The organism is Streptomyces sp. NPDC107471, from assembly GCF_055582845.1.
Map to the genome: position 1 here is coordinate 252,089 of NZ_JBVJPC010000008.1, position 24,214 is coordinate 276,302.

26 protein-coding genes are annotated in these 24,214 nt (G+C 72.2%); 11 read left to right on the forward strand and 15 right to left on the reverse strand.

Features of this window, described 5'->3' with window-relative positions; translation table 11 throughout:
- The first annotated feature begins 38 nt into the window (after positions 1 to 38).
- From ACZ66S_RS26965 to ACZ66S_RS26975, 3 genes are all read left to right on the forward strand, one after another.
- Positions 39 to 1,415: an NAD(P)/FAD-dependent oxidoreductase gene (locus tag ACZ66S_RS26965; RefSeq protein WP_469904105.1), complete on the forward strand. Its 1,377-nt coding sequence runs from the start codon at positions 39 to 41 to the stop codon at positions 1,413 to 1,415.
- A gap of 92 nt (positions 1,416 to 1,507) precedes the next feature.
- A complete protein-coding gene (locus tag ACZ66S_RS26970; protein ID WP_469904106.1) occupies positions 1,508 to 1,720 on the forward strand; it encodes a DUF4287 domain-containing protein in 213 nt (70 codons plus the stop codon).
- A 62-nt stretch (positions 1,721 to 1,782) separates the two neighbouring features.
- Positions 1,783 to 4,014: an FUSC family protein gene (locus ACZ66S_RS26975; RefSeq protein WP_469904107.1), complete on the forward strand. Its 2,232-nt coding sequence runs from the start codon at positions 1,783 to 1,785 to the stop codon at positions 4,012 to 4,014.
- Between the two features lie 5 nt (positions 4,015 to 4,019).
- Here ACZ66S_RS26975 and ACZ66S_RS26980 read toward each other — a convergent pair whose 3' ends face one another.
- The 5 genes from ACZ66S_RS26980 to ACZ66S_RS27000 form a co-directional block, all read right to left on the reverse strand.
- Positions 4,020 to 4,454 (reverse strand): hypothetical protein, encoded by a 435-nt coding sequence (locus tag ACZ66S_RS26980; protein WP_469904108.1) that lies wholly within the window; start codon positions 4,452 to 4,454, stop codon positions 4,020 to 4,022.
- Positions 4,455 to 4,482: 28 nt separating this feature from the next.
- Positions 4,483 to 5,316 carry a DUF1206 domain-containing protein gene (locus ACZ66S_RS26985; RefSeq protein WP_469904109.1) on the reverse strand — a complete coding sequence of 278 codons (834 nt, stop codon included), beginning with the start codon at positions 5,314 to 5,316 and terminating at the stop codon, positions 4,483 to 4,485.
- 67 nt (positions 5,317 to 5,383) lie between these two features.
- Complete coding sequence (locus ACZ66S_RS26990) at positions 5,384 to 5,590, reverse strand: DUF5133 domain-containing protein (RefSeq protein WP_469904110.1); 207 nt, start codon at positions 5,588 to 5,590, stop codon at positions 5,384 to 5,386.
- Between the two features lie 20 nt (positions 5,591 to 5,610).
- Positions 5,611 to 6,468, reverse strand: a complete 858-nt coding sequence (locus ACZ66S_RS26995) for a SigB/SigF/SigG family RNA polymerase sigma factor (protein ID WP_469904111.1) — start codon at positions 6,466 to 6,468, stop codon at positions 5,611 to 5,613.
- Between the two features lie 205 nt (positions 6,469 to 6,673).
- The gene (locus ACZ66S_RS27000) at positions 6,674 to 7,117 is read right to left on the reverse strand and encodes an ATP-binding protein (protein WP_469904112.1); all 444 of its coding nucleotides are present in this window, start codon (positions 7,115 to 7,117) and stop codon (positions 6,674 to 6,676) included.
- 215 nt (positions 7,118 to 7,332) lie between these two features.
- Between ACZ66S_RS27000 and ACZ66S_RS27005 the strand changes: the two genes are divergently transcribed.
- From ACZ66S_RS27005 to ACZ66S_RS27015, 3 genes are all read left to right on the forward strand, one after another.
- Positions 7,333 to 7,542, forward strand: a complete 210-nt coding sequence (locus ACZ66S_RS27005; RefSeq protein WP_469904113.1) for a hypothetical protein — start codon at positions 7,333 to 7,335, stop codon at positions 7,540 to 7,542.
- Between the two features lie 56 nt (positions 7,543 to 7,598).
- Positions 7,599 to 9,077 carry an aminotransferase class I/II-fold pyridoxal phosphate-dependent enzyme gene (locus tag ACZ66S_RS27010; protein ID WP_469904114.1) on the forward strand — a complete coding sequence of 493 codons (1,479 nt, stop codon included), beginning with the start codon at positions 7,599 to 7,601 and terminating at the stop codon, positions 9,075 to 9,077.
- 258 nt (positions 9,078 to 9,335) lie between these two features.
- Positions 9,336 to 9,791: a cyclic nucleotide-binding domain-containing protein gene (locus ACZ66S_RS27015; protein WP_469904115.1), complete on the forward strand. Its 456-nt coding sequence runs from the start codon at positions 9,336 to 9,338 to the stop codon at positions 9,789 to 9,791.
- 3 nt (positions 9,792 to 9,794) lie between these two features.
- On the opposite strand, the gene ACZ66S_RS27020 is transcribed toward ACZ66S_RS27015, so the two are convergent.
- Positions 9,795 to 11,093 carry an MFS transporter gene (locus ACZ66S_RS27020; RefSeq protein ID WP_469904116.1) on the reverse strand — a complete coding sequence of 433 codons (1,299 nt, stop codon included), beginning with the start codon at positions 11,091 to 11,093 and terminating at the stop codon, positions 9,795 to 9,797.
- Positions 11,094 to 11,197: 104 nt separating this feature from the next.
- Positions 11,198 to 11,815 carry a LysE/ArgO family amino acid transporter gene (locus tag ACZ66S_RS27025; protein ID WP_469904117.1) on the reverse strand — a complete coding sequence of 206 codons (618 nt, stop codon included), beginning with the start codon at positions 11,813 to 11,815 and terminating at the stop codon, positions 11,198 to 11,200.
- A gap of 69 nt (positions 11,816 to 11,884) precedes the next feature.
- On the opposite strand from ACZ66S_RS27025, the gene ACZ66S_RS27030 reads away from it, so the two are divergent.
- A complete protein-coding gene (locus ACZ66S_RS27030; RefSeq protein ID WP_469904336.1) occupies positions 11,885 to 12,775 on the forward strand; it encodes a LysR family transcriptional regulator ArgP in 891 nt (296 codons plus the stop codon).
- A gap of 37 nt (positions 12,776 to 12,812) precedes the next feature.
- On the opposite strand, the gene ACZ66S_RS27035 is transcribed toward ACZ66S_RS27030, so the two are convergent.
- A complete protein-coding gene (locus ACZ66S_RS27035; protein ID WP_469904118.1) occupies positions 12,813 to 13,541 on the reverse strand; it encodes a TetR/AcrR family transcriptional regulator in 729 nt (242 codons plus the stop codon).
- 104 nt (positions 13,542 to 13,645) lie between these two features.
- On the opposite strand from ACZ66S_RS27035, the gene ACZ66S_RS27040 reads away from it, so the two are divergent.
- Both ACZ66S_RS27040 and ACZ66S_RS27045 read left to right on the forward strand, forming a co-directional pair.
- Positions 13,646 to 14,866 carry a saccharopine dehydrogenase family protein gene (locus ACZ66S_RS27040; RefSeq protein WP_469904119.1) on the forward strand — a complete coding sequence of 407 codons (1,221 nt, stop codon included), beginning with the start codon at positions 13,646 to 13,648 and terminating at the stop codon, positions 14,864 to 14,866.
- A gap of 109 nt (positions 14,867 to 14,975) precedes the next feature.
- Complete coding sequence (locus ACZ66S_RS27045) at positions 14,976 to 15,230, forward strand: WhiB family transcriptional regulator (protein WP_469904120.1); 255 nt, start codon at positions 14,976 to 14,978, stop codon at positions 15,228 to 15,230.
- A gap of 39 nt (positions 15,231 to 15,269) precedes the next feature.
- Here ACZ66S_RS27045 and ACZ66S_RS27050 read toward each other — a convergent pair whose 3' ends face one another.
- The 5 genes from ACZ66S_RS27050 to ACZ66S_RS27070 are packed head-to-tail and all read right to left on the reverse strand — an operon-like array spanning position 15,270 to position 20,482.
- Positions 15,270 to 15,719: a DUF6098 family protein gene (locus ACZ66S_RS27050; RefSeq protein ID WP_469904121.1), complete on the reverse strand. Its 450-nt coding sequence runs from the start codon at positions 15,717 to 15,719 to the stop codon at positions 15,270 to 15,272.
- Between the two features lie 58 nt (positions 15,720 to 15,777).
- A complete protein-coding gene (locus ACZ66S_RS27055) occupies positions 15,778 to 17,595 on the reverse strand; it encodes a sensor histidine kinase (protein ID WP_469904122.1) in 1,818 nt (605 codons plus the stop codon).
- Positions 17,592 to 18,293, reverse strand: a complete 702-nt coding sequence (locus tag ACZ66S_RS27060; protein WP_469904123.1) for a response regulator — start codon at positions 18,291 to 18,293, stop codon at positions 17,592 to 17,594. Before ACZ66S_RS27060 ends, ACZ66S_RS27055 begins: the two co-directional genes overlap by 4 nt.
- An 18-nt stretch (positions 18,294 to 18,311) precedes the next feature.
- Positions 18,312 to 19,055: a L,D-transpeptidase family protein gene (locus ACZ66S_RS27065; protein ID WP_469904124.1), complete on the reverse strand. Its 744-nt coding sequence runs from the start codon at positions 19,053 to 19,055 to the stop codon at positions 18,312 to 18,314.
- A 41-nt stretch (positions 19,056 to 19,096) separates the two neighbouring features.
- Complete coding sequence (locus tag ACZ66S_RS27070) at positions 19,097 to 20,482, reverse strand: M1 family metallopeptidase (RefSeq protein ID WP_469904125.1); 1,386 nt, start codon at positions 20,480 to 20,482, stop codon at positions 19,097 to 19,099.
- A 141-nt stretch (positions 20,483 to 20,623) separates the two neighbouring features.
- On the opposite strand from ACZ66S_RS27070, the gene ACZ66S_RS27075 reads away from it, so the two are divergent.
- Positions 20,624 to 20,974, forward strand: a complete 351-nt coding sequence (locus ACZ66S_RS27075; RefSeq protein WP_469904126.1) for a DUF488 domain-containing protein — start codon at positions 20,624 to 20,626, stop codon at positions 20,972 to 20,974.
- 5 nt (positions 20,975 to 20,979) lie between these two features.
- On the opposite strand, the gene ACZ66S_RS27080 is transcribed toward ACZ66S_RS27075, so the two are convergent.
- Positions 20,980 to 22,653, reverse strand: a complete 1,674-nt coding sequence (locus tag ACZ66S_RS27080; protein WP_469904127.1) for an FAD-binding dehydrogenase — start codon at positions 22,651 to 22,653, stop codon at positions 20,980 to 20,982.
- A 17-nt stretch (positions 22,654 to 22,670) separates the two neighbouring features.
- Positions 22,671 to 23,297, reverse strand: coding sequence for a TetR/AcrR family transcriptional regulator (locus tag ACZ66S_RS27085; protein WP_469904128.1), 627 nt, complete (start codon positions 23,295 to 23,297; stop codon positions 22,671 to 22,673).
- 116 nt (positions 23,298 to 23,413) lie between these two features.
- Between ACZ66S_RS27085 and ACZ66S_RS27090 the strand changes: the two genes are divergently transcribed.
- Positions 23,414 to 24,043, forward strand: coding sequence for an alpha-ketoglutarate-dependent dioxygenase AlkB family protein (locus ACZ66S_RS27090; protein WP_469904129.1), 630 nt, complete (start codon positions 23,414 to 23,416; stop codon positions 24,041 to 24,043).
- The last annotated feature ends 171 nt before the right edge of the window (positions 24,044 to 24,214 follow it).

Here is a 24,214-nt window from a genome sequence, read left to right on the forward strand (position 1 = left end):
GGGCGTTCGAGGCAGACCGCCTGGAGCCGCAGAAAGGGATGAACACCGTGACACGACCCAGGATCCTGGTGGTCGGCGCCGGCTTCGCCGGTGTCGAATGCGTGCGCCGGCTGGAGCGGAAGCTCTCCCCGGACGAAGCCGACGTCACCCTGGTGACGCCGTTCGCCTACCAGCTCTACCTCCCCCTGCTGCCCCAGGTCGCCTCGGGTGTCCTGACGCCCCAGTCGATCGCCGTCTCCCTGCGCCGCAGCAAGAGGTACCGCACCCGGATCATCCCGGGTGGCGCGATCGGCGTGGACCTCAAGTCCAAGGTCTGCGTGATCCGCACCATCACCGACGAGATCGTCAACGAGCCGTACGACTACATCGTGCTGGCCCCCGGAAGCATCACCCGTACCTTCGACATCCCCGGTCTCACCGAGCACGCCTTCGGCATGAAGACCCTCGCCGAGGCCGCCTACATCCGCGACCACGTCATCTCCCAGCTCGACCTCGCGGACGCCAGCCACGACCCGGCCGAGCGGGCGGCCCGGCTGCAGTTCGTGGTGGTCGGCGGTGGCTACGCCGGCACCGAGACCGCCGCCTGTCTGCAGAAGCTGACCCACGCGGCGGTCAAGCGCTACCCGCGCATCGACCCGTCGCTGATCAAGTGGCATCTGATCGACATCGCCCCGAAGCTGATGCCGGAACTGGGCGACAAGCTGGGCCGCAGCGCACAGGAGATCCTGCGCCGGCGCGGCATCGACGTGTCGCTCGGGGTCTCCATCGCGAAGGCGGGCCCCGACGAGGTCACCTTCACCGACGGCCGGGTGGTCCCGACCCGGACCCTGATCTGGACGGCCGGGGTCGTCGCCAGTCCGCTGATCGCCACGCTCGGCGCGGAAACGATTCGCGGGCGGCTCGCGGTGAACGCCGAGATGACCCTGCCGGGCCACGACGGCGTCTTCGCGCTCGGCGACTCCGCCGCCGTCCCCGACAAGGCCAAGGACGACGACAGCGCGATCTGCCCGCCCACCGCCCAACACGCCATGCGCCAGGGCAAGACGGTCGCCGACAACGTCATCGCGACGCTGCGGGGCCAGGCGCTGAAGCCGTACGTCCACAAGGACCTCGGCCTGGTCGTCGACCTCGGCGGAACGGACGCCGTCTCCAAGCCGCTCGGCATCGAACTGCGCGGCCTGCCCGCCCAGTTCGCGGCCCGCGGCTACCACTGGGCCGCGCTGCGCACCAATGTCGCCAAGGTCCGCGTGGCGACGAACTGGACGCTCAACGCCGTCGCCGGCGACGACTTCGTGCGCACCGGCTTCCAGGCCCGCAAGCCCGCCAAGCTGAAGGACTTCGAGTACACGGACGCGTATCTGACGCCGGAGCAGGTCCGGGCCCAGGTCGAGGGGACAGGACAGCTCGACCAGTAGGTGTGGCGCACGTCACTTAGAGTCGCCGATCGGTTCCGTGCCGGTCGGCGGTCTCATGAGGGACAGCACATCGCCACCGAGAGGACACCGCCATGGCCGAGACCGTGAAGGGCCCCGCGAGCTACTTCCCGTCCATCGAGAAGAAGTACGGCCGCCCGATCGCCGAGTGGCAGGAGCTCGTCCGCTCCTCGCCGCTGACCCGGCACATGGAGCTGGTCGCCTGGCTGAAGACCGAGCACGGGCTGGGCCACGGGCACGCCAACGCGCTGGTCGCCCACACCCTCGCGGAGGCCGGGGGCGAGTGATCCACCCCGCCGTGCCATGCTGGAAACGGATCATGACGTGACACGGGAGTGAGTACGGCGGAGTGAACACAGCGAGGCTGCGCGATCGGGTCGCCGCGTCGGACCCGGGGCTGCTGCGCCTGGCCGCCGGTCTGCGCACGGTGGGGGCGATCGCGCTCACGCTGGTCGTGCTCGGCGTGCTGGGGGTCAGCGTCCCGCACCTGGTGGCGGGCGCCATCGCGGCGATGGTCGCGACCTTCGCCATCCGGGAGAAGCAGCGCGCCCCGCAGGCCGTCACCCTGGCCCTGGGCCTCCCGGTGGCCCTGGTCTCGATGTCTCTCGGGGCTCTGCTGAGCTCCCGCGTCCTGGCCGGCGACCTGTTCTTCGTCGCGCTGATCTTCTGCGCGGTCTACAGCCGCCGCTTCGGCGACCGGGGCACCGCACTCGGCCTGATCGGCTTCCAGGTCTACTTCGTGTCCCTGTTCGTCGGCGCCACCGTCTCCGGCCTGCCGGAGCTGTACGGCGTCCTCGGCGTCGCCTTCCTGTGCAGCGCGGCGGCCCGCTTCCTGCTGGTGCCGGAGACCCCCGCGGGCCTGCTGGAGCGCCTGCGGGAGGCCTTCCGGGTCCGGCTGGCCCAGCTCGTGTCCGCGCAGCTCGCGCTGCTGGACGCGGGGCCCGAGGAGATCGACGCGGCGCTGAAGGACGTACGCGAGGGGACCGCGCGGCTGCACGAGACCGCGCTGATGATCCAGGGGCGGCTTGAGGAGGGGACCTCCGACGCGGCCGCGGCGCGGCTCGTGCAGCGGCGCGTCGCGGACGCCGAGATCGCCGCCGAGCGGCTCGGTCTGCTCCTGCTGACGGCCCGCAGTTCCGAGCGCGCCGACACCCTCACGCTGCATCTGCCGGGCGCGCCGGCCCCGCGGGCGGACCGGATGCCCGGCCGGGACGAGGCGATGAACCGGGTGCGCCGCGATCTGGAGGCCCTGCGGCTGCTGGTGCTGCGCCCGGTCGCCGCCAGGTCCGGCACGGCCCTGTCCCAGGTCCGCAACCGGCTCCTCGGCTACCGCGAGGAGGAGAACCTGCCGCCCGCACCGGCCGCCGTCCAGGACGTTTTCCGGGGCGTCGGCGAGGCCGCCCGCGCGGTCCTCGGCCTCAGGATCGCCCTGGACGGCCCGCAGGACGAGTCGGACGACTCCCCCGCCACGGCCCGCTCCCGTGAGGAGCTGGACGCCGAGGACGCCGTCATCGACGCGGCCGAGGAGGACGGCGGGGCGCAGGAGGAGCTCACGGGGCTCCGGCGGCCCACCACGCGGGCCGCGGTGCAGGTCGCCGTGGGGTCCGCGCTGGCCATCGTCGGCGGCGAGTTCCTCTCCAGCCAGCGCTGGTACTGGGCCGTGCTCACCTGCTGGATCGTCTTCATCAACACCGCGTCCACGGGCGAGATCCTGGTCAAGGGCTATCGCCGGCTGGTGGGCACCGTCCTCGGTGTGCTGGCCGGGATCGTGCTCGCGGGAGCCGTCGGGCAGCACACCTGGACGGCGTTCGCCCTGGTGCTGGTGCTGGTGTTCGCGATGTTCTACACCGCGCCGCTCTCCTACACGCTGATGTCGTTCTTCGTCACCGCGGCGCTGGGGCTGCTCTACACGCTGCTGCACACCTACAGCCTCTCGGTGCTGGTGCTGCGCGTGGAGGAGACCGCGCTCGGCGCGGCCTGCGGGGTGATCGCGGCGGCCTTCGTCCTGCCGGTGCGCACGGACCGCCGTACGAACGACCTGCTCGTCACCGTCCTGGAGCGGCTCGACGAGGTCACCGAGGCCGCCGTGGACCAGCTCAGCGGCGGAACCCCCGAGGAGCTGCTCGACCGGGCGCGCGACCTGGACCAGGCGCTGGCGGACCTGCGGGCGGCCACCCAGCCGCTCACCCACCCGATCACGCCGCTGCGGGCCCGGCGGGACACGGCCCGCTACGTCGTGGCGCTCCTGGAGACCTGCGCGTACCACGCGCGCTCACTGGCGGCCACGGCGGAACTGCTGCCCACGCACCCCTCGATCGCGGCCGATCCCCGGCTGCGCAGGGCCGGCCGGCGCATCGGGGAGAACATCGCGGCCATCGCCGCGCATGTCGCCGACGAGCACTCCACGGCCCGGGTCGAGACCGGGCCGAGCATCGCCTCGCTCCTGGAGTCCGAGGTGCCCGGCACCCCGCGCTTCGGCCGGGTCACCGACCGCGTGCTGCGGCACGTCCAGCGACTGGACGAGACCCTGGTGGGTCTGGCCCGGCCGCTGGACGTGCCGGTCGCGGCGCCCGGACGATAGGGCGCTCACAGATCCGTGGGCAGACCGCTCACCTCGGCGATGCCGCGCAACTCGTCGTCGAGCCGCCGGCGTTCGCGGATGTAGTCGGCTATCTCACCGAGGCGGACCGGATCGGAGGCCGTGTCCGCGTCGGTGACCACCCGGATCGGGCTGGTGGTGTCGTCGACATGGAGTTCGATCACCTTGTTGTCCATGCGGCCGGTCACCGCCGTGGCGATGACCAGGGCGGCCTCGTCGCGGATCTCCTGGGGCAGCCCGTCCTGCTGGCTGTCCTCGAGCGCGAAGTCCAGGGCGGGCAACTGATGTTCGTCGATCGCCCGCAGGACCGGACGGACCACGCTGAGCAGGAGCTCGTAGTCGTCCGAGGCCATACGGATGCGCAGAAGGTCCAGGTAGACGTCCACGGGCCTACCGTCGGGCGGAAGCTCGGGTTCGTTCATGAACCCCGGGTTCCCCGTGACCCGCGGCTCAGACCCGCCGCCAGCGAGCCATCGCGAACGAGAACACCCCGAACAGCACCAGCCCCACCGCGACCAGCACGAGCAGCCACGGCCCCAGCGGGGTGTCGGCGAAGGAGCGGAGCGTGTCGTCGAGACCCTTGGCCTTCTCGGGCTCGTAGTCGACCGCCGCCCGGACGGCGAACGCGCCCGCGGCGGTGAACACCACACCGCGCGCCACTCCGCCGGCCACGCCCGTCACGTCGACGAACTTCCTGACCCGCGGACCCATCTGGCCGAGCTTCATCTTGTCGTGGAAGGACCTGCGCAGCGCCTGTGCGGCGATCCACACACCGGCCACCGCGACACCGACGCCCGCGACGGCCACCAGCCACTGCCCGGCGGGCCACTCCAGCACCCGCGCGGTGACGTCCTTGGACTGCTTGTCGCTGGAGCCGCCACTGCCCGAGCCGACGGCGAAGGACAGCACGGAGTAGGCGACGAACGCGTAGAAGACACAGCGGGCCGCCGACAGGAGGCGTTTGGTGGCCTTGCCGCCGTCGGGGCCGACCGAGCCGAACACGACCTCCGACAGGCGCCACAGGGCCATGCCGACGAGTCCGATGCCCAGCGCCCACAGGACGACGGATCCGAAGGGCTTGTCGGCGAGGGCGGCGAGGGCGCCGCCGCGGTCGGCCTGACGCTTGCCGTCGCCGAAGGCGATCTGCAACGCCAGCACACCGACCAGCAGGTAGATCACCCCGCGGGCGGTGAAGCCCGCGCGGGCGGCGCCCTCCATGACGGAACCGCGTGCCGCGCGCCTGGCCTGGATCCGACCGGTGGGTGCTGTGGAGCTCGTGGTCATGTCGACCTCCTGGAAGTCCGGACGCCGTCCTGCCGGACGGCCGCGCGGGGTGCGGTCAGTCTGCCGGTCACGCGGGTTCGGGCGTGGCACCGAGCAGACGGTGAGCCGTCTCCAGGGCCAGCCGCACGTCCCGCGTGCCGGTGGATACACAGAGCGTGTAGGCGAGGTCCCGGGCCCGTGGGCTCGGTTCGGCCGCCGTCGCGGACTCCTCGGTCCGCAGCGCCTCGTACTCCTGGACGAGGCGCCGCAGAAACGTGCGATCGGGTATCAGCATCTGACTCCGTCCTCGTGTTCTCAGGCCTCGGCCGGGCCGTCGGACTGCCGCCTCGCCCGGTCGGCCAGCGCCTCGTCGCGCACGCGGGCGCAGCTACGGCTGATGAGCCGGGAGACGTGCATCTGCGAGATGCCGAGCTGGTCGGCGATCCGGCTCTGGGTCATGTCCTCGAAGAAGCGCATGTAGAGAATGGCCCGCTCGCGCTCGGGCAGCCGGCGCAGGCCCTCCTTGGCCGACTCGCGGTCGACCACGACGTCGTACGAGGTGTCGGGGCCGCCCAGGGTGTCGGCGAGGCTGTAGCCGTCGTCGCCGGCCGAGAGCTCGGCGTCCAGGGAGAGGGTGCTGAAGCTCTCGAGGGCTTCGAGGCCGGTGGTGACCTCGTCCTCGGTCAGGCCGGTGTGGGCGGCGATGTCGGCGGGGCTCGGTTCGGGGGATCCGGGGTTCTGGGTGAGCTCGCGGCGGGCCACCCGGACCTTGTTGCGCAGTTCCTGCACGCGGCGGGGCACCCGGAGGGCCCACATGCGGTCGCGGAAGTGGCGCTTGACCTCACCGGTGATGGTGGGGACGGCGTAGCTCTCGAAGGCTCCTCGTTCCGGTTCGAACCGGTCGATGGCCTTCACGAGGCCGAGGGCGGCGACCTGGCGCAGGTCCTCGATGGACTCGCCGCGGTCGCGGAACCGGCCCGCGATGCGGTGGGCCATGGGCAGCCACGCGGTGACGAGTTCGTCGCGCAGGACGTCGCGTTCGGGGCCGTCCTCCAGCCCGGCCAGCCGGGTGAAGAGGGCCATGGTGTCGGGGGCGTCGTCGTGCCGCCGCCTGCCGGGAGCGGTGGGACGGTCCTGCGTAGAGGGACGGCTGGTCGACGTGTCGGTGAGCATGCGGATTCGCTCCTGAAGAACGGGTTCAGGGACTGACCGCGGGAGGAAAGACGCCGGGACCGCCGAAGTGGGGCCCGCAGCAGCCATACCGCTCCCGCTGGCGCGCCTCCGGTCCGAAGCACGAAAGTGCGTCTGCCCTGCTCCATGGGGCCCAAACTCCGCCGGTGGAACTCCGTTTTCCGGCGGCTTGCACAGGGGTGTCGGACTAGCTCAGGGGCACCACGGCGGTGATGCACTTCCCGCCCGAGGGCAGGTCGGTCACGCGCACGTCGCGGGCCAGCCGGCACACGATCGGCCAGCCGTGGCCGCCGGGGTGCCACCTGCCGTGGGGATCGACGGGTTCCTTGGCGACCGGCAGCGCGGCGCTGCGGTCGCTGACCGAGACGCACACGCCCCTGCCCTCGACGGTGACACGGAAGTCGGTGACCCCGCCACCGTGGAGGATGGCGTTGGTGGTGAGTTCCGAGGCGACGAGCAGCGCGTCCGAGAGCGCCTGCGCGTCGCACGGGGTGTGCGTGGCGCGGCAGCGCTCGGACACGGCCCGCTCGACGGCCTGGCGAGCCTCGGCGGGCCTGCACGGCCGCGGGCTCACGCGCCAGCGTGCGACAGAGATTTCGGGGGTGGCTTCGGTCCTGTGCTCGTCGCACATGACGTGGCTCCTGATCAATGGATCGACTGGTCGTTGCAGGTCGGTGAAGCAGAAGCCGGGCCCGGCCGGACCCACGGACACGGTGACCGTGCTGTACGGTGCGCGCCCTCCGTAGGCCTCCAGTAATCGGCTGACCTGTGTGCGCCGGGTCAAACCTCCCCGTTTCGGGCGGGAACCCGGGCGGTTCGATCGCGTTCCCGGGGTACGCGCACTGCATGACGGATGTCGTGGACTCAGATGAACTGCTGCGCCGGATCCAGCGTGCCCGGGCCTGTGCGGCGGAGGAGGAGCGGTCCTGGCGGGCCCGCAGCGACGAGCTGGAGGCCTCCGATCCGCAGGGCGCCCGGGACGCCGCCGTACGCACCCTGGCCTACGAGGCCGTGACCCGGGTGCTGGACGAGGTGTTGAGGCCGGGCAGTCGCTGATCCGCCGGGCGCCGCGGTCCGGATTGACCCACGTCCGGGCCGGGCACCCGGGGGCCATGACTGTGGATCACACCCGAGCACCGGTTCTGGAAGCCCTGGCCGACTACCACCGCCGGGGGCAGCTCTCCTTCGCGCCCCCGGGGCACAAGCAGGCGCGGGGGGCCGATCCGGCGGTGCGGGAGGTCCTGGGGGACGCGGTCTTCCTCGGGGACGTGCTCGCGTCGGGCGGCCTGGACGACCGGCTGACCCGGGGGCGGGTGCTGGAGCGGGCCGAGGAGCTGATGGCCGACGCCGTGCACGCCGACCACACCTTCTTCACCACGTGCGGGAGTTCCCTGTCCGTGAAGGCGGCGATGCTGGCGGTCGCGGGCCCGCACGAGCAACTGCTGATCGGGCGGGACGCGCACAAGTCGGTGGTGTCCGGGCTGATCCTGTCCGGCATCGAGCCGGTCTGGGTGGAGCCGCGGTGGGATGCCGAGCGGCACCTCGCCCATCCGCCGTCCGCCGCGGAGTACGAGCAGGCCTTCGAGGCCCACCCGGACGCGAAGGGCGCCCTGGTCACCAGCCCCACCCCGTACGGCACGTGCGCGGCCCTCGGGGACATCGCCGAGGTGTGCCACCGCCGTTCGGTGCCGTTGATCGTGGACGAGGCGTGGGGGGCGCACCTGCCCTTCCACCCCGATCTGCCGTCCTGGGCCATGGACGCGGGCGCCGACATCTGTGTGACCAGCATCCACAAGATGGGCAGCGGCCTGGAGCAGGGGTCCGTGTTCCATCTGCGGGGCGACCTGGTGCCGCCGGACCTGCTGAAGATGCGGGCCGACCTGCTGGGCACCACCAGCCCGTCGGTGCTGCTGTACGCCGGTCTGGACGGCTGGCGCCGGCAGATGGCGTTGCGCGGCAAGGAGTTGATGGGCGGGGCGCTGGATCTCGCGGCCCGGGTGCGTGCCGCGATCGAGGAGATCGACGGGATGCACGTCAACGACCGCGACGACTTCTGCGGGCCCGGCCTGGCCGACGACTTCGACCCGCTGCCGGGCGTCATCGACCTCTCGGAGCTCGGGATCTCGGGGTTCCAGGCGGCGGACTGGCTGCACGAGCACCGGCACATCGACGCCCATCTCAACGACCACCGGCGTATCGGGATGCAGATCACGCACGGCGACGACGACGCGACGACGGATGAGTTGCTCGCGGCGCTCAGGGATCTCGCCCGGGTCGCACCGGAGTTGGGCCCGGCCCCGCGGACGGAGGTGCCACCGCCGTCCGAGCTGCGGATGGAACAGGCCAGGCTGCCCCGGGACGCGTTCTTCGGGCCGGCCGAGAACGTGCCGGTCTCGGAGGCTGCCGGGCGGATCGCGGCCGAGATGATCACGCCGTACCCGCCGGGGATCCCGGCCGTGCTGCCCGGTGAGCTGCTGACCGCGCCCGTGCTGGAGTATCTGCGGACCGGACTGGCCGCGGGCATGAACCTGCCGGACCCCGCCGACGGCAAGCTGGAGACGATCCGGGTGGTCGGCACGTCCGCCGAGTGAAACCGGTCACGCACCCCGGATCGGATTGCGCGAAATCGCCATGGATGGTTTACGGTTCATCCATACGTGGTGACGGGGTCGACACACCGTCCTCCGACACCGCCTCTGACTGCCCTGGCTGGCCTCCCCCGTCCAGCCAGGGCTTTTTCATGCCTTCCGCAGATCCTCACATCCGCCGAGGTGCCCCGGACGGCGGCAGCCGCTGAAATGGGCGTAGGCACAACACCGGAATCCATCGCCGGCGAGGAGCCCCGCGTCATGACCAAAGCGATAAAACTGCTGACCGCACTGCCGCAGCCGCAGCGCCAGAGCCTGATGACGCTCGCCAGGGAGGTCTCCTTCCCCGAGGACTTCCACATCTTCGAGGCCGGCGGTACGGCCGACCGCTTCTGGGTCATCCGCTCCGGAGCGGTCTCGCTGACCCAGCAGGTGACCAGCCACCACCTGGTCACCGTCGCCGGACTCGGCTCGGGCGACCTGCTCGGCTGGTCCTGGCTGTTCCCGCCGTACCAGTGGGACTTCGGCGCCGAGGCCTTCAGCCCGGTGCGGGCCTACGAGTTCGACGCGGCCGCGGTGCTGCGGCTGTGCGAGGAGGACCGGCAGCTCGGCATGATCCTGGTGCGCAGCGTGGCCGAGATCCTCGCCCACCGCCTGGAGACGACCCGGGGCAAGCTCATGGAGCAGTACGGCTCGCAGCGCAGGAGGGTTCTGTAGGGCTCAGATCCGGTAGCGGCGCAGCGCGGGCACGGCGAAGGCCAGGGCCAGCATCACGGCGACGACCAGGAGGCCGCCGCCGGCCACCGCGCTGCGGGCACCGAAGACCGATCCTGCGGTGCCGTGCAGGACGTCGGCGAGGCGGGGGCCGCCCGCGACGACGACGGTGAAGACGCCCTGCATCCGGCCGCGCATCTCGTCCGTGGCGGCGGAGAGCAGGATCGCCCCGCGGAAGACCATCGAGACCATGTCGGCGACCCCGGCGGCGGCCAGGAACACCACCGCGAGCCAGAGACTGCCGCTCAGCCCGAACCCGGTGATGGCCACACCCCATGCGACGACCGCCCCGATGACCATCCAGCCGTGCCGGCGGGCCCGGGAGAACGTGCCGGAGAACAGTCCGCCGACCACCGCGCCGATCGGGATGGCCGCGAACAGCAGGCCCAGCGCGAGCCCTTCGTCGTACGCGGCGTAGGTCTCGGAGGCGAGCTGCGGGAACAGCGCCCGGGGCATGCCGAAGACCATGGCGATGATGTCCGCGAGGAAGGACAGCAGCAGCACCTTGTGCGCCGAGATGTACCGGAAGCCCTCGGCGATCTCGCGCACGCCCGCCCGGCGGGCCTTCGCGGCGGCGAGCGGCGGCAGGGAGGGCAGCCGGTACACCGCCCACACCGTGACGCACAGCGCGAGGGCGTCGACGAGGTACAGCTCGGGCAGGCCGATCACCGGGATCAGCACACCCGCGAGGAGCGGGCCGACCACCTGTCCGGTCTGCATGACGGTGGAGCCGAGGGCGTTGGCGGCGGGCAGTTGCCCCTCGGGGACCAGTCGGGCGATGGAGGCGTTGCGGGCGGGCGCGTTCAGGCCCCAGAACGCCTGCTGCACCGCGAGCAGGACCATGAGGACGGCCACCGAGTCGAGTCCGCCGGCCGCCTGGAGCCAGAACAGGACCGAGGTGACGGCGATGCCGATGTTGGTGATCAGCAGGAGCTTGCGGCGGTCCATGGTGTCGGCGACCGCGCCGCCCCAGAGCGCGAACACGATCAGCGGCAGCAGTCCGGCCAGACTCGCGGCGCCGACCCAGGCCGAGGAGCCGGTGATGTCGTAGATCTGCTTGGGCACCGCGACGGCGGTGAGCTGGCTGCCGACCGCCGTGACGATGGTCGAGCTCCACAGCCGGCGGTAGGCCGGGATGCGCAGCGGGCGGGTGTCCATCGCCCAGCGGCGCCAGCCGCGCCGGGGCGGCGGCGCCTCCTGCGTCGCGGGTGTCTGGGGTTCGGTGCTGCTCTCGCCGGTGTCCACGCGAATCCTGGTTGCTCGTTACATCTATCGGGTCCAGGGTTCACTATCGCAGCATCGACCAGGCGTTCGGGACGCGGTGTCCCAGGTCGTGGTCGCGGAGGGGATCACGCGCCGGCCACGAGGGTGGCGCCCAGGGCGATCATCGTCGCGGCGACCAGTCCGTCGAGGACCCGCCAGGCCGTCGGCCTCGCCAGGAAGCGGCTGAGCAGCCGGGCGCCGAAGCCGAGCGCCACGAACCAGCACAGGCTCGCGAGCACCGCGCCGAGGCCGAAGGTCCAGCGCAGCGGGCCGCGGTCGGCGGCCACGGAACCGAGCAGGAACACGGTGTCGAGGTAGACGTGCGGGTTGAGCCAGGTCATCGCCAGACAGGTCAGCACCGCCCGCTTGCGGGAGCCGCTCGCCTCGCCTTCCGCGCGCAGGCCCGACTCCCCCGGCCGCAGGACCCGGCGGGCGGCCAGGGCGCCGTAGCACAGCAGGAACCCGCCGCCGATCCAGCCGACCAGGGCCAGCGCGCCCGGCCAGGCCACCACCACCGCCCCGACACCGCCGACCCCGAGGGCGATGAGGGCGGCGTCGGACAGGGCGCAGATGCCGACGACGGCGAGGACCGCGTCCCGGCGGACCCCCTGGCGCAGGACGAAGGCGTTCTGGGCGCCGATGGCGACGATGAGCGAGAGGCCGGTGCCGAAACCAGCGGCGGCGGCGGACAGAGCAGCGGGCATGAGGTCGACGGTACGGAGACGATCACTGTACGTACAGCTAAAGATTCTTACGTATCATTAGCTGTCGTGATGATGACCGAACTGCCTCTGGATCAGGTGCGGACGCTGCTCGCGGTGGTCGACGAGGGCACGTTCGACGCGGCGGCCGCCGCCCTGCACGTGACGCCCTCGGCGGTGAGCCAGCGGGTGAAGGCGCTGGAGCAGCGCACCGGGCGGGTTCTGCTGGTGCGCACGAAACCGGTGCGGCCGACCGAGTCCGGCGAGGTGGTCGTGCGGTTCGCCCGCCAGCTCGCCCGCCTCGAACGGGACGCGCTCACCGAGCTCGGGATGCCGGGCGAGGGAGAGGTGACCCGGGTGTCGGTCGCGGTGAACGCCGACTCCCTGGCGACCTGGTTCCTGGAGGCGCTGACACGGGTGCCGGACCGGGAGCGGTTGTGCTTCGAGCTCCGGCGCGAGGACGAGACCCGTACGGCGGAGCTGTTGCGCGAGGGGCTGGTGATGGCGGCGGTGACGTCCTCTCCCCAGGCCGTGGCGGGCTGTTCGGTGCGCGCGCTGGGCCGCATGCGGTATCTCGCGGCCGCGGAACCCGGATTCGTCGAGCGGTGGCTCGGAGGGTCGTCGCCGGAGGGGCTGGCCGACGCGCCGGTGGTGACCTTCGACCGGAGCGACGACATCCAGGACGGCTTCGTGCGGGGGCTGGGCCTCAGCGGGGCGAGCCGGGTACGGCACGCGGTACCCACGTCGGAGGGGTTCGTGGAGGCGGTCGCGCTGGGACTGGGGTGGGGGATGGTGCCCGAGGTCCAGGCGGACCCCCTGCTGCGGACCGGCCGCCTGGTCCCACTGGCCCCGGACCGCCCCGTCGACGTCCCCCTGTACTGGCAGCAGTGGAAACTGGACTCCCCGGCGTTGGCGGCGCTGGCCGACGCGGTGACGGGGGCGGCATCAGCGGTACTCCGCTGAGGGCCCGGGATGAGCGTGCCCCGCTGACGGGACCGTCTCAGAGCTGCCCCGCCGACCCGGCCGCCCCCTCGGCTCCCATCCGCTGTTCCACGCTGTCCAGGAGCATGTCCAGCGCTGTGGGGTACGCGCTGGTCACCATGTGGGTTGCCAGGAGGTGGGCCGCTTCGGCGATTCTCGGGTACCGGTCGGCGGGCAGGTGGGCGTACGTCGAGCGCCACTTGTCCTCGTCGGCGTCCAGCGCCGCGCTCGGCAGGGCCAAGGACGCCGCGTCCAGGGCGGCGAAGGCCAGCGTCTGGTCGATGAAGGCGTGGTAGATCCGCACGGTCTCCGGGAGGGGCAGGCCGGCCCCGCGCAGGATGTCCAGGACCGCCTCGTCCGCGGCCAGTTCGTTGGCCCGGCCGGTGACCCTGCTGGTGGTCAGCACGGCGGCCTGGGGATGGGCGACGTACGCCGCGTGGATGCGCAGGCCCACCTCGCGCAGGTCGTGCCGCCACTCCCCCGTCGGCGCCCACCCCTCCAGCGCCTGGCCGATCAGGGCGTCGCCGATGGCCAGCGTCAGCTCGTCCATGCCGCGGAAGTAGCGGTAGAGCGTGCTCGGGTCGGCGTCCAGCGCGAGGCCGAGGCGGCGGGCGGTGAGCCCGGTGCTGCCGTGCTCGCGGAGCATGCGCAGCGCCGTCTCGACGATCAGCCCCTCGGACAGCACGGTCCCGCTCCTGGTGGGCCGGCGCCGACGGCGTTTCTCCTCCGGGACCACGGGTTTCGGCATGGCGGCCTCCTTATGCCAACGCCATTGACCTTAAGCGAGCGCACGGCGTTGTATCTCCGCCAGGGCCCCCTTCTTCCGTCTCGACCCGTCAGGGAGTGTTTGCCATGCGTGTACTGCTCGTGGGCGCCGGGGGCGTCGGCACCGCCATCACCCGGATCGCCGCCCGGCGGCCCTTCTTCGACGCCATGGTCGTCGCCGACTACGACCCGGCCCGCGCGGAGGCCGCGGTGACCGCGCTCGGCGAGAGCGGCGAGCGCTTCCGCGCCGAGCGCGTGGACGCGAGCGACGAATCGGCCGTGACCGCGCTGCTGGAGCGGCACGCCTGCGACGTCCTCCTCAACGCCACCGACCCGCGGTTCGTGATGCCGCTGTTCCGGGCGGCGCGCGCGGCCGGGGCGACCTATGTCGACATGGCGATGTCCCTGTCCCGTCCGCATCCCGAGCGGCCGTACGAGGAGTGCGGGGTCAAGCTCGGCGACGAACAGTTCGCGCAGGCCGAGGAGTGGGAGAAGGCGGGCGCGCTCGCCCTGGTCGGCATGGGCGTCGAGCCGGGTCTGTCGGACGTCTTCGCCCGGTACGCGGCCGACGAACTGTTCGACGAGATCGAGGAGATCGGTGTCCGCGACGGTGCGAACCTCACCGTCGACGGCTACGACTTCGCGCCCTCCTTCAGCATCTGGACCACCATCGAGGAGTGCCTCAACCCGCCGGTGGTCTACGAGGCCGACCGCGGCTGGTTCACGACGGAGCCCTTTAGCGAGCCGGAGGTCTTCGACTTCCCCGAGGGCATCGGCCCGGTCGAGTGCGTGAACGTCGAGCACGAGGAGGTGCTGCTCGTCCCCCGCTGGGTCGGCGCCCGCCGCGTCACCTTCAAGTACGGCCTGGGCCGCGAGTTCGTCGAGACGCTCAAGACCCTGCACCTGCTGGGACTTGACCGCACCGAACCGGTGACCGTGCCGGGCCCCGAAGGACCGGTCGCCGTCTCGCCGCGGGACGTCGTGGCCGCCTGCCTGCCCGACCCGGCGACGCTGGGCGACCGGATGCACGGCAAGACCTGTGCGGGCACCTGGGTGAAGGGCGTGAAGGACGGGGCGCCGCGCGAGGTGTACCTGTACCACGTGGTCGACAACCAGTGGTCCATGGCGGAGTACGGCTGCCAGGCCGTGGTGTGGCAGACCGCCGTGAACCCGGTCGTCGCCCTCGAACTCCTCGCCGGCGGCGCCTGGACCGGCTCGGGCGTCCTCGGTCCCGAGGCGTTCCCGGCCCGGCCCTTCCTCGATCTGCTGACCGACTACGGCTCCCCGTGGGGCGTTCGGGAGCAGTGACCGGGCGGATCCCACAGGACCCGGTTGTTTCACCGCGCATCGACAGGTGACCCGATAGCGAGTAAGGCATGCACGAGGGCACGTACGACTTCGATCGCAGGTGACTTTGATGGACAACTGGCGAACCCATGCCGCGTGCCGCCGCGAGGACCCCGATCTCTTCTTCCCGATCGGCACCACGGGCCCCGCGCTGGTTCAGACGGAGCAGGCCAAGACCGTCTGCCGGCGCTGCCCCGTCCAGGAGCAGTGCCTCCAGTGGGCCTTGGACACGGGACAGAGCATCGGCGTCTGGGGCGGCACCAGCGAGACGGAACGCCGGGCTCTGACCCGGCGCGCGGCCGCCGCGCGGAGAAGGTCCGGCTGACGGGCAAGCCCGGACGGGCCCGGTTTCCACCGGGCCCGTTCAGCGGCCCGTCCGGCGCAGCGGGCCCCAGGGATTCTCCTGCCGCCCCACCGCGGCCCGCGCCTCCTCGATCACCTGGGGGTCGATCCAGCACATCGGACGGACGTCGGCGACGAGCGGCTCGTTGTCCGGCCCCCGGCCCCGCTCACGCCCCTGGAGCACCCAGGGCCGTACGCCGGGGCCTTTCTCGTGCGGCAGGTGCGAGTAGTCGTACAGGCGCCGGGCCACCCATAGCTGCACAGGCCGCCCCTGCCACCAGTCCTCGACGTCGAGCGGGTTCGCCGACAGCCCCGGCAGGGACAGGCCGGTGAGCTCGTCGGTGCTGGACGCGCGGGCCAGATCCATCTCGGGGCCACGCGACCAGCGGACGTAGAGCCGGTCGTGCCGCTCGGCCAGGTCCGCCAGTTCGGCGAGTGTCCGCACCACCGGCAGCCCGTCCGCCACGGTCATCTCACGTCCTCCCATTCCTTCCGCGGGCATACGGGGTACCCGCACGCCACGGGGGGAATCAGGCGTCCGGCCCCGGCGCGGGACCCCCCGGCATCCGCAGGGTGAAGACGCTGCCGGCGCCGTGCTCGCTCGCCGCCGCGACCGTTCCGCCGTGGGCCGCGAGCAGGTGCCGGACGATGGGAAGGCCCAGGCCGGAGCCGCCGGTACGACGGCTGCGGGACTTCTCCGCGCGCCAGAACCGGTCGAAGACGTGCGGCAGGTCCTCGGGCGCGATGCCGCTGCCGGTGTCGGCGACCTCCAGGACGATGTCGTCGCCGTCCCGGCGCGCGGACAGGGCGACTTCGCCGCCGGCCGGGGTGTGGCGCAGCGCGTTGGACACCAGGTTGCCGAGCGCCTGCCGCATGCGGACCGGGTCGGCGTCCAGCCAGGGCTCCCCGTCGACGTCGGTGCGCAGTGCGACCCGGGCCGCGTCGGCGGCGACGCGGTGGGCCGCGGCGACCTGCTGGAGTAGTTCGTCGCAGCGGACCGGCTCCCGGTGCAGGCGCAGGGTGCCGGCGTCGGCGTCGGCGAGGTCCTGGAGGTCGTCGATGACGCGCTGCAGGACGAGGGCCTCGTCGTGCAGGGAGGCGAGCAGGACGGGGTCGGGTTCGACGACACCGTCCCGGGTGACCTCCAGCCAGCCGCGGATGTTGGTGAGCGGGCTGCGCAGTTCGTGGGCGATGTCGCTGACCATCGCCTTGCGCTGGGCTTCCAGGCGTTCGCGGCGTTCGGTCAGGTCGTTGAAGGCGACGGCGAGGATGCCGGTCTCGTCCCGGGTGGTGACGGGGACACGCACATGGAGTTCGGGCGGCTGCTGGGCCGCTGCGGTGAGCGCGCGCAGCGGCCGCACCAGCCGAGTGGCGACCAGGGCCGTCGCGGCGACGGTCACGGCGAGCACGAGCCCCGCGGTGCCGACGACCTTGGCCTTGTTGGCCGGAGACATGTCGAACAGCACGGCCGGCGTGTCCCCGGTGCCCAGGAAGAGTTCGGCCACCGGCGCCACATAGGGGTCGAGTTGAGCGCGGCGGGCCTGGTCGAGACAGGGCTGGGCCTGGCGCGCTTCCTTGTCGCCGAGCTTGCCGGGCAGAATTCCGTGCACGTCCGCCCCGCCCGGTCCGCTGCCGAGCAGTGCGGCATATCCGTCGTCGAGTCCCGCCTTGACCAGGCAGTCACGGGCGAGCGTGCGCAGCGCCTCGGTCGCCCTCTCCTCCGTCGGGGTGGGTGTGTTGAGCAGTCCGTCCGCGCAGGCGTCGGGCACGTAACCGGGTGTGGCACCGGTGTCCGGGTCGATGAGGACCGTCCGCCCGCTCGGAGTGCGGCGCAGGCTGGTCTCCACGCCCTGCTTGGCGAAGCAGAGCCGGCGCTTGGCGGCCAGGGCGGCGACCTTGCGGCGTTCCGCGTCGGTGAGCCGGTACGGGCCCACCGCTCGCGGGTCCATGCCGGGGATCTGCGCGCCGCGTTCGCTGTGGGTGTCGGTGTGCAGGGGGTCGACGGCGGCGGCCGCGCTCGGCGGCAGGGACGTGCCGGGCGTCGCGGAGTCGGCGATGATCCGACGGTCCGAGGTGGTCAGGGCGATACGGCGGCCGGTCTTCGCCGACAGCTCCCGTACCGTCCGGGCCACGTCGGACCAGTCCGGGTGGGTGGCCGCGTACCCGCTGAGTGCGGCGAGGACGTCCATGTCGTCGGCGAGGGCCTGACCCTGTTCCTCGCGCAGGGCCTGGGTGGTGGTGGCCACGGCCAGCCAGGCGGTCGCGGCCACCGAGCACACGGCGATGAGCCCGGACGTGATCAGCAGGCGGACCAGCAGCCGCTTGTGCAGGGGTATCCGCGCGCTCATCCGCGGCCGCCGCTGAGCTTGTAGCCGACGCCGAACACCGTCAGCAGCCGCACCGGCCGGCGCGGATCGGCCTCGATCTTGCGGCGCAGGTTCATGATGTGCACGTCCACGGCCCGTTCGGTGGAGGCCCGGTCGGTGCCCCGGGTGACCTCCAGCAACTGCCGCCGGGAGAAGACCCGTTCGGGCTCGGCGGCCATGGCCAGCAGGATCTCGAACTCGGCCGGGGTGCACTCCACGGGCGTCCCGTCGCACCGCACCTCGTGCCGTACCGGGTCGACGGAGAGGCCCGCGGCTCGGACGACGGGGTCCTCCCGCCGGTCGGACACGGCGGCCCGTCCGCTGCGCCGCAGCACCGTCCGGATGCGGGCCATCAACTCCCGGGGGCTGTACGGCTTGGTCATGTAGTCGTCGGCGCCCAGTTCCAGGCCCAGCAGGACGTCGTCCTCGTCGGACCGCGCGGTGAGCATCACGACCGGGATGTCCGCGTCGCGGCGCAGCACCCGGCACACGCCGAAGCCGTCGATCACCGGCAGCATCAGGTCCAGGACGACGAGGTCGGGGGCGACCCGCCGGGCCGCGTCCAGGGCGGCCCGGCCGTCGTGGACCACGGTGGCGGTGTGACCCTCGGCGAGCAGGGACCGCCGTATGAGTTCGGCCTGCATCTCGTCGTCCTCGGCGACCAGCACATGTGCGCACACCTGGCGGATCCTAGGCGCTCAGCGGTGCAGGGACCCGGCGTCGCCCATGACGACGACGGGGTGGAGGTCCGGGTCGAGGGTGAGGAGGAGCTCCTTCATGTGCTGCTCGGCGATGCTGACACAGCCGTGGGTGGGGCCGCCGTGGTCGACGTGCAGCCATATCCCGCCGCCGCGCCCCGCGCCCAGCGGCCGGGTCCAGTCCAGCGGAGTCGTGCCGGGCTGCCGGTTGTAGTTGATGGCGATCACGTAGTCGAAGGACCCGGCCAGCGGTTCGCCCTCGAAGCCCCTGCCGGGTGCGGTGAAGCCGACCCCGCGGTCGTACGGCAGCTTGGTGCCGGGGTTCTTCAGGAGTCCGCCGGCGTCGGTCAGGGTGTACACGCCAATTGGTGAGCGCAGGTCGCCGGCCAGGTGGTGGTCGCTCCAGCCCTTGAGGGCGTTGTGCGCGGGCCAGTTCGCGCCGGCCTGCCAGCCGGCCCCCGTGCGTTCCCAGAGCACCACGGTGGAGGTCGACGAGTTCCGGCCCCGCCCGGTGACCACGACGGCCTGCCGGGCGTCGGCCGGTACCCGCGCCCACGTCTTCGGGCCGAGCCCGGGTATCTGCTGGGGAGCCACCTCGACGGAGATCTCCGGCGAGGGAGCGGTCCCGGTGGGCTCCCGGGACGGCGTGGGTGCGCTCCGGGTGTCGGCCACGGCACCGCCGCCGCATCCCGTGAGCAGCAGGGACGCGGCGAGCAGGGCGACGTGGGTTCTGCGTGTGATCATGGAACGACTCTGACCGACACTTGTGAGGAACTCGTCAGCTCTCAGGGCCGGTTCGGCTTGCCGGACGTGTCGAGCCAGGTCCGGAACAGCCCGTCCAGTTTCCTGCCCGACACCCGCTCCGCGAGACGCTCGAACTGCGCGGTGGTGCCGTTGCCGTAGCGGTGCCCGGTCGCCCAGGCGCGCAGGATCAGGAAGAACGCCCGGTCGCCGACGGCCTTGCGCAGGACGTGCAGGGTCATGGCACCCCGGGCGTAGACGGGGGTGCCGAAGATGTTGGCGCCGCTGCCCGGGTTGCCGGGCGGGAACTCCCACAGGTCGTCGCTCGACGGTTTCGCGTACAGCTCGTCGAAGGCCTTCTGCGCGCTGTCCCCGCCGTGCTGCTCGGCGTACAGCCACTCCGCGTAGGTGGCGAAGCCCTCGTTGAGCCAGATGTCCTTCCAGGAGGTCAGCGAGACGTAGTCGCCGAACCACTGGTGGGCGTTCTCGTGGACGAGGGTGCTCAGGTCGGGGGCGCGGTCGTAGACCGGGCGGCTCTGGGTCTCCAGCGCGTAACCGACGTCCGGGGCGCGGTCCACGATGGATCCGGCGGCGCGGAACGGATAGGGCCCGAACAGCTTGCTCTCCCACTCCAGGACGGAGGGCAGTTGCTTGAGCACGGGTGCCGCGGCGGCGGCCTCGCGCGGGTCGACGGCGTTGTAGACGCGGATGCCGTCGCGGGTGGTGAACTGCTCCACCCTGAACTTCCCGACGGTCGCGGTGGCCAGGTAGGCGGCCATGGGCTCGCTCTGCCGCCAGCGGAACGTGGTCTTCCCGTGCTGGGTCCGCTGCGAGAGGAGCACGCCGTTGGCGACCGCGGTGCGCCCCTGGGGCACGGTGATCGTGAAGTCGTACGACGACTTGTCGGTGGGGTGGTTGTTCGCCGGGAACCAGGTCATCGCGCCCTGCGGTTCCCCGGCGACGAAGGCTCCGTCGTCGGTGGGGATCCAGCCGTCGAGCGAGCCGTCCGGGTCGGTGACGGGCGCGGGCTTCCCCTGGTAGGTCACCGTGATGGTGAATCGTTCCCCCTTGCGCAGGGCGCGCTGCGGGGTGACGACGAGTTCCTGTCCGGCGCGGCGGAATCCGGCCTTGGTGCGACCGACCGTCAGGCCGGTGACGGTGAGCCCCTTGAAGTCGAGGTCGAAGCGGGTCAGGCGCTGGGTGGCGCGGGCGGTCAGGACCGCCTTGCCGTCGAGATGCCGGCTGCCGGGGTCGTAACGGAGTGTCAGGTCGTAGTGGCCGACATGGTAGCCACCGTTCCCGGCGAGCGGGAAGTAGGGGTCGCCGGCTCCGGACGAGCCCGTCGACGAGGGCGCGGCGGCCCCGAGCAGAGCGGTCAGGGCGAGGGGGGTGGTGACGAGGACGAAGGTGCGTCTGACGGCCTTCGGCACGTGCTCTCCTACGGGTCGGGGGGCGGACGACTGCTTCACACTAAAGGCCCCCTCCCCCGCAACTCACCCTTGATCAGGTCAAGTCGCGCCGGACTGCGCAGTACGCTCCGAGCCACCCGTCCCTGCGTCGAGAGGCCGCCCGTGAGCGTGCGCGTCCGCCGTGTCTACGAACCGCCCGAGCCCGCGGACGGTGTCCGCGTCCTGGTCGACCGGCTGTGGCCGCGCGGCCTGTCGAAGGACGCGGCCCGCGTCGACGAGTGGCCGAAGGCGCTGACCCCGTCCACCGAGCTGCGCCGCTGGTTCCACGCGGGCGAGGGCTCGTACGAGGAGTTCGCCGAGCGCTACGAGGCGGAGCTGACCGATCCTGAGGCCGTCGAACTCCTGGAGCGCTTGCGGGAGTTGGCGCGGAAAGGCGACGTGACCCTGCTGACCGCGTCGAAGACGCCGGAGCAGAGCCACGCCACCGTGCTGGTGCGCCTGATGCGGGACTGACCGCCTCAGCCGGTCTGCTTCGCCGCCGCCCGTCCCGCGGCGCGCCCGGAGAAGAGGCAGCCGCCGAGGAAGGTGCCCTCCAGCGCGTTGTAGCCGTGGACGCCGCCCCCGCCGAAGCCCGCGACCTCGCCCGCCGCGTACAGCCCTTCGAGAGGCTTGCCGTCCGTGCCCAGGGCGCGGGATTCGAGGTCGGTCTGGATGCCGCCGAGGGTCTTGCGGGTCAGGATGTGCAGCTTGACGCCGATCAGCGGGCCCGCGGCGGGGTCGAGGATGCGGTGCGGGGTGGCGACGCGTCCGAGGCGGTCGCCGATGTAGCGGCGGGCGTTGCGGATGCCCTGCACCTGGGCGTCCTTGCTGTAGGAGTGGGCGATCTGGAGGTCGCGGGCCTCGATCTGGCGGCGGATCGAGGCGGCGTCGAGGAGGGCCTTGTCCGTCAGGCCGTTCATCTTCTCCACGAGCTGCTCCAGGTCGGGCGCGGTCACAAAGTCCGCGCCCTTGCGCAGGAACGCGTCGACCGGCCCGGGCGCGCCCTTGCCGAGGACCCGCTCCTTGAGGAAGCCCGCCCGGTCCTTGGCGGTGATGTCGGGGTTCTGCTCGGAGCCCGAGAGCGCGAACTCCTTCTCGATGATCTTCTGGGTGAGGATGAACCAGGAGTGGTCGTGCTCGGCGATGTCCTCGGTGGTGCGCAGGTGCCTGAGGGTGCTGAGGGTGTCGTAGCCGGGCAGGCAGGGGTCGGGCAGCCGGCGGCCCAGGGCGTCGAACCACATCGAGGACGGGCCGGGCAGGATGCGGATGCCGTGACCGGGCCAGACGGGGTCCCAGTTCTGGATGCCCTCGGTGTAGTGCCACATCCGGTCGCGGTTGACCAGGCGGACGCCGGCGCCCGCGCTGATGTCGAGCATCCGGCCGTCGACGTGGGCGGGGACGCCGGTGATCATCTCGGTGGGCGGGGTGCCGAGCCGCTCGGGCCAGTAGCGGCGGACGATGTCGTGATCGGCGCCGATGCCGCCGGTGGTGACGACGACGGCCTGGGCGGTGAGTTCGAAGTCGCCGATCCGGTCGCGGTTGGAGGCCACCCCGCGCGCGGAGTTGTCCTCGGCGAGCACGGTCCCGCGCACGCCCCGCGCGGTGCCGTCCGTCACGACGAGCTCGTCGACCTGGTACCGGTGGTAGAAGGTCAGCAGCCCGTCGCGCGCGGCCTGCTTGGCGTAGCCGACGAACGGCTCGACGACACCGGTGCCGGAGCCCCAGGCGATGTGGAAGCGGGGCACGGAGTTGCCGTGGCCGTGGGCCCTCAGGTCGCCGCGCTCGGCCCAGCCGACGGTGGGCAGGAACTTGATGCCGTGCCCCTCCAGCCAGGACCGCTTCTCGCCGGCCGCGAACTCGACGTAGGCGCGGGCCCAGCGCACCGCCCAGGAGTCCTCGTCGTCGACGCGGTCGAACTTCGCGCTGCCCTGCCAGTCGCTCCAGGCGAGGTCGAAGGAGTCCTTGACGCCGAGGCGCCGCTGCTCGGGGGTGTCGACGAGGAAGAGCCCGCCGAAGGACCAGAAGGCCTGGCCGCCGAGGTTCGCGGCGTTCTCCTGGTCGACCAGCGCGACCCTCCTGCCGCGGCTGGTGAGTTCGTGCGCGGCGACCAGGCCCGCGAGCCCCGCTCCGACGACGATGACGTCGGCATCCATGGCGACCGTCCCTTCCCTCATACGGTGGTGTCGCTGCCGTCGGTGAGCAGCGCGGTGAGCAGTTGCTTGAGCCAGGCGCGGGCGCGCTCGGCGTCGGCGTCCAGCAGCAGTTGGACGGTGACCCCGTCGTAGGCCGCGACCACGGCCTGGGCGGCGCCCTCGACGTCGACCAGGACGGCGGGCAGTTCGGCGTGCCCACGCGCGCGTGCCAGGCGGTCGGCGATGGCGCGTCTGAGCCTGGCCCGGTGTTCGAGCAGGGTCCGGGCGACCTCGGGGACGCGGGCGGCGTGCACCAGGAAGTCGGTCTTCACCAGGAGCCAGTCGCGGTCCAGGAGCAGCACCTCGGTGACCCGGTCGACGGCGGCCGGTACGTCGAGGCCGGGGCCGTCGAGGGCGAGGGCGCAGGCGACCTGGTCCGCGATGAGGTCGGCGCGCTCCCGGTAGAGCGCGAAGAACAGCTCGTCGAGGCTGTCGAAGTTCGAGTAGAAGGCGCCGCGGCTGTATCCGGCGGCCTCGCAGACCTCCTCGATCGAGACCCGTCCGAAGCCCTTGGCGGCGAACACCGCGAAGGCCGCGTCCAGGAGGTTGGCACGCGTGCGGACCCGGCGCCTGGTCACACGCCTGGTCGGGTTCTCCACCGCCATGTGGGGCCCTCCGTTCGATACGGGAATGTATCCGATACACCCGTGTATCGAAAGGGCCGCGCACGCCAGAGAATCCCATGGGAACAGATTTTCGAATCAGGGAGTACGCTGGATCCATGACCGCGCACCTCCAGGGCTCCCTGTTCGACCAGACCGACCAGCTCCGGCTCGGCCCGCTCGACGGGATCCGCCGTACCGTGCTCGCCCACGGCGCCTGGATCGACGTGCTGCCCGGATGGCTCGGCGGCTCGGACGCCCTGTTCGAACAGCTCGCGGCCGAGGTGCCCTGGCGTGCCGAGCGCCGCAAGATGTACGACCACGTCGTCGACGTCCCCCGGCTGCTCGCCCACTACGGCGTGCACGACGAGCTGCCGCATCCCGTGCTCACCGAAGCCCGGGAGGCGCTGACCGCGCACTACGCCGACGAGCTGGGCGAGCCGTTCACCACGGCCGGGCTCTGCTACTACCGCGACGGCCGGGACAGCGTCGCCTGGCACGGCGACCGGGGCGGGCGGGGCGCGAGCCAGGACACCCTGGTCGCGATCGTCTCCGTGGGCGCCCCGCGCGACCTCCTGCTGCGACCGACCCGCGGTGGCGGCGAGACGCTGCGGCGACCTCTTGGCCACGGCGACCTGATCGTGATGGGCGGCTCCTGCCAGCGCACGTGGGAGCACGCCGTACCGAAGACCACCCGCGCCACGGGCCCACGCATCAGCATCCAGTTCCGCCCACACGGCGTGCACTGAGCCCCTCCGGGGTTGGGCGGATGACGGAGGGGGCCGCATCCCTCGGGGGCGGGTTGCCGGCGGAGGCAGTCTCGTCCCTCCGGGTCGAGCGGGGAGAACCGGCGAGAAGCCGCTGCGGCGGTGGTGCGGGCGTGCCAGTCCCGTGGCCTACGCGCGGCTGAGGGAAGACGC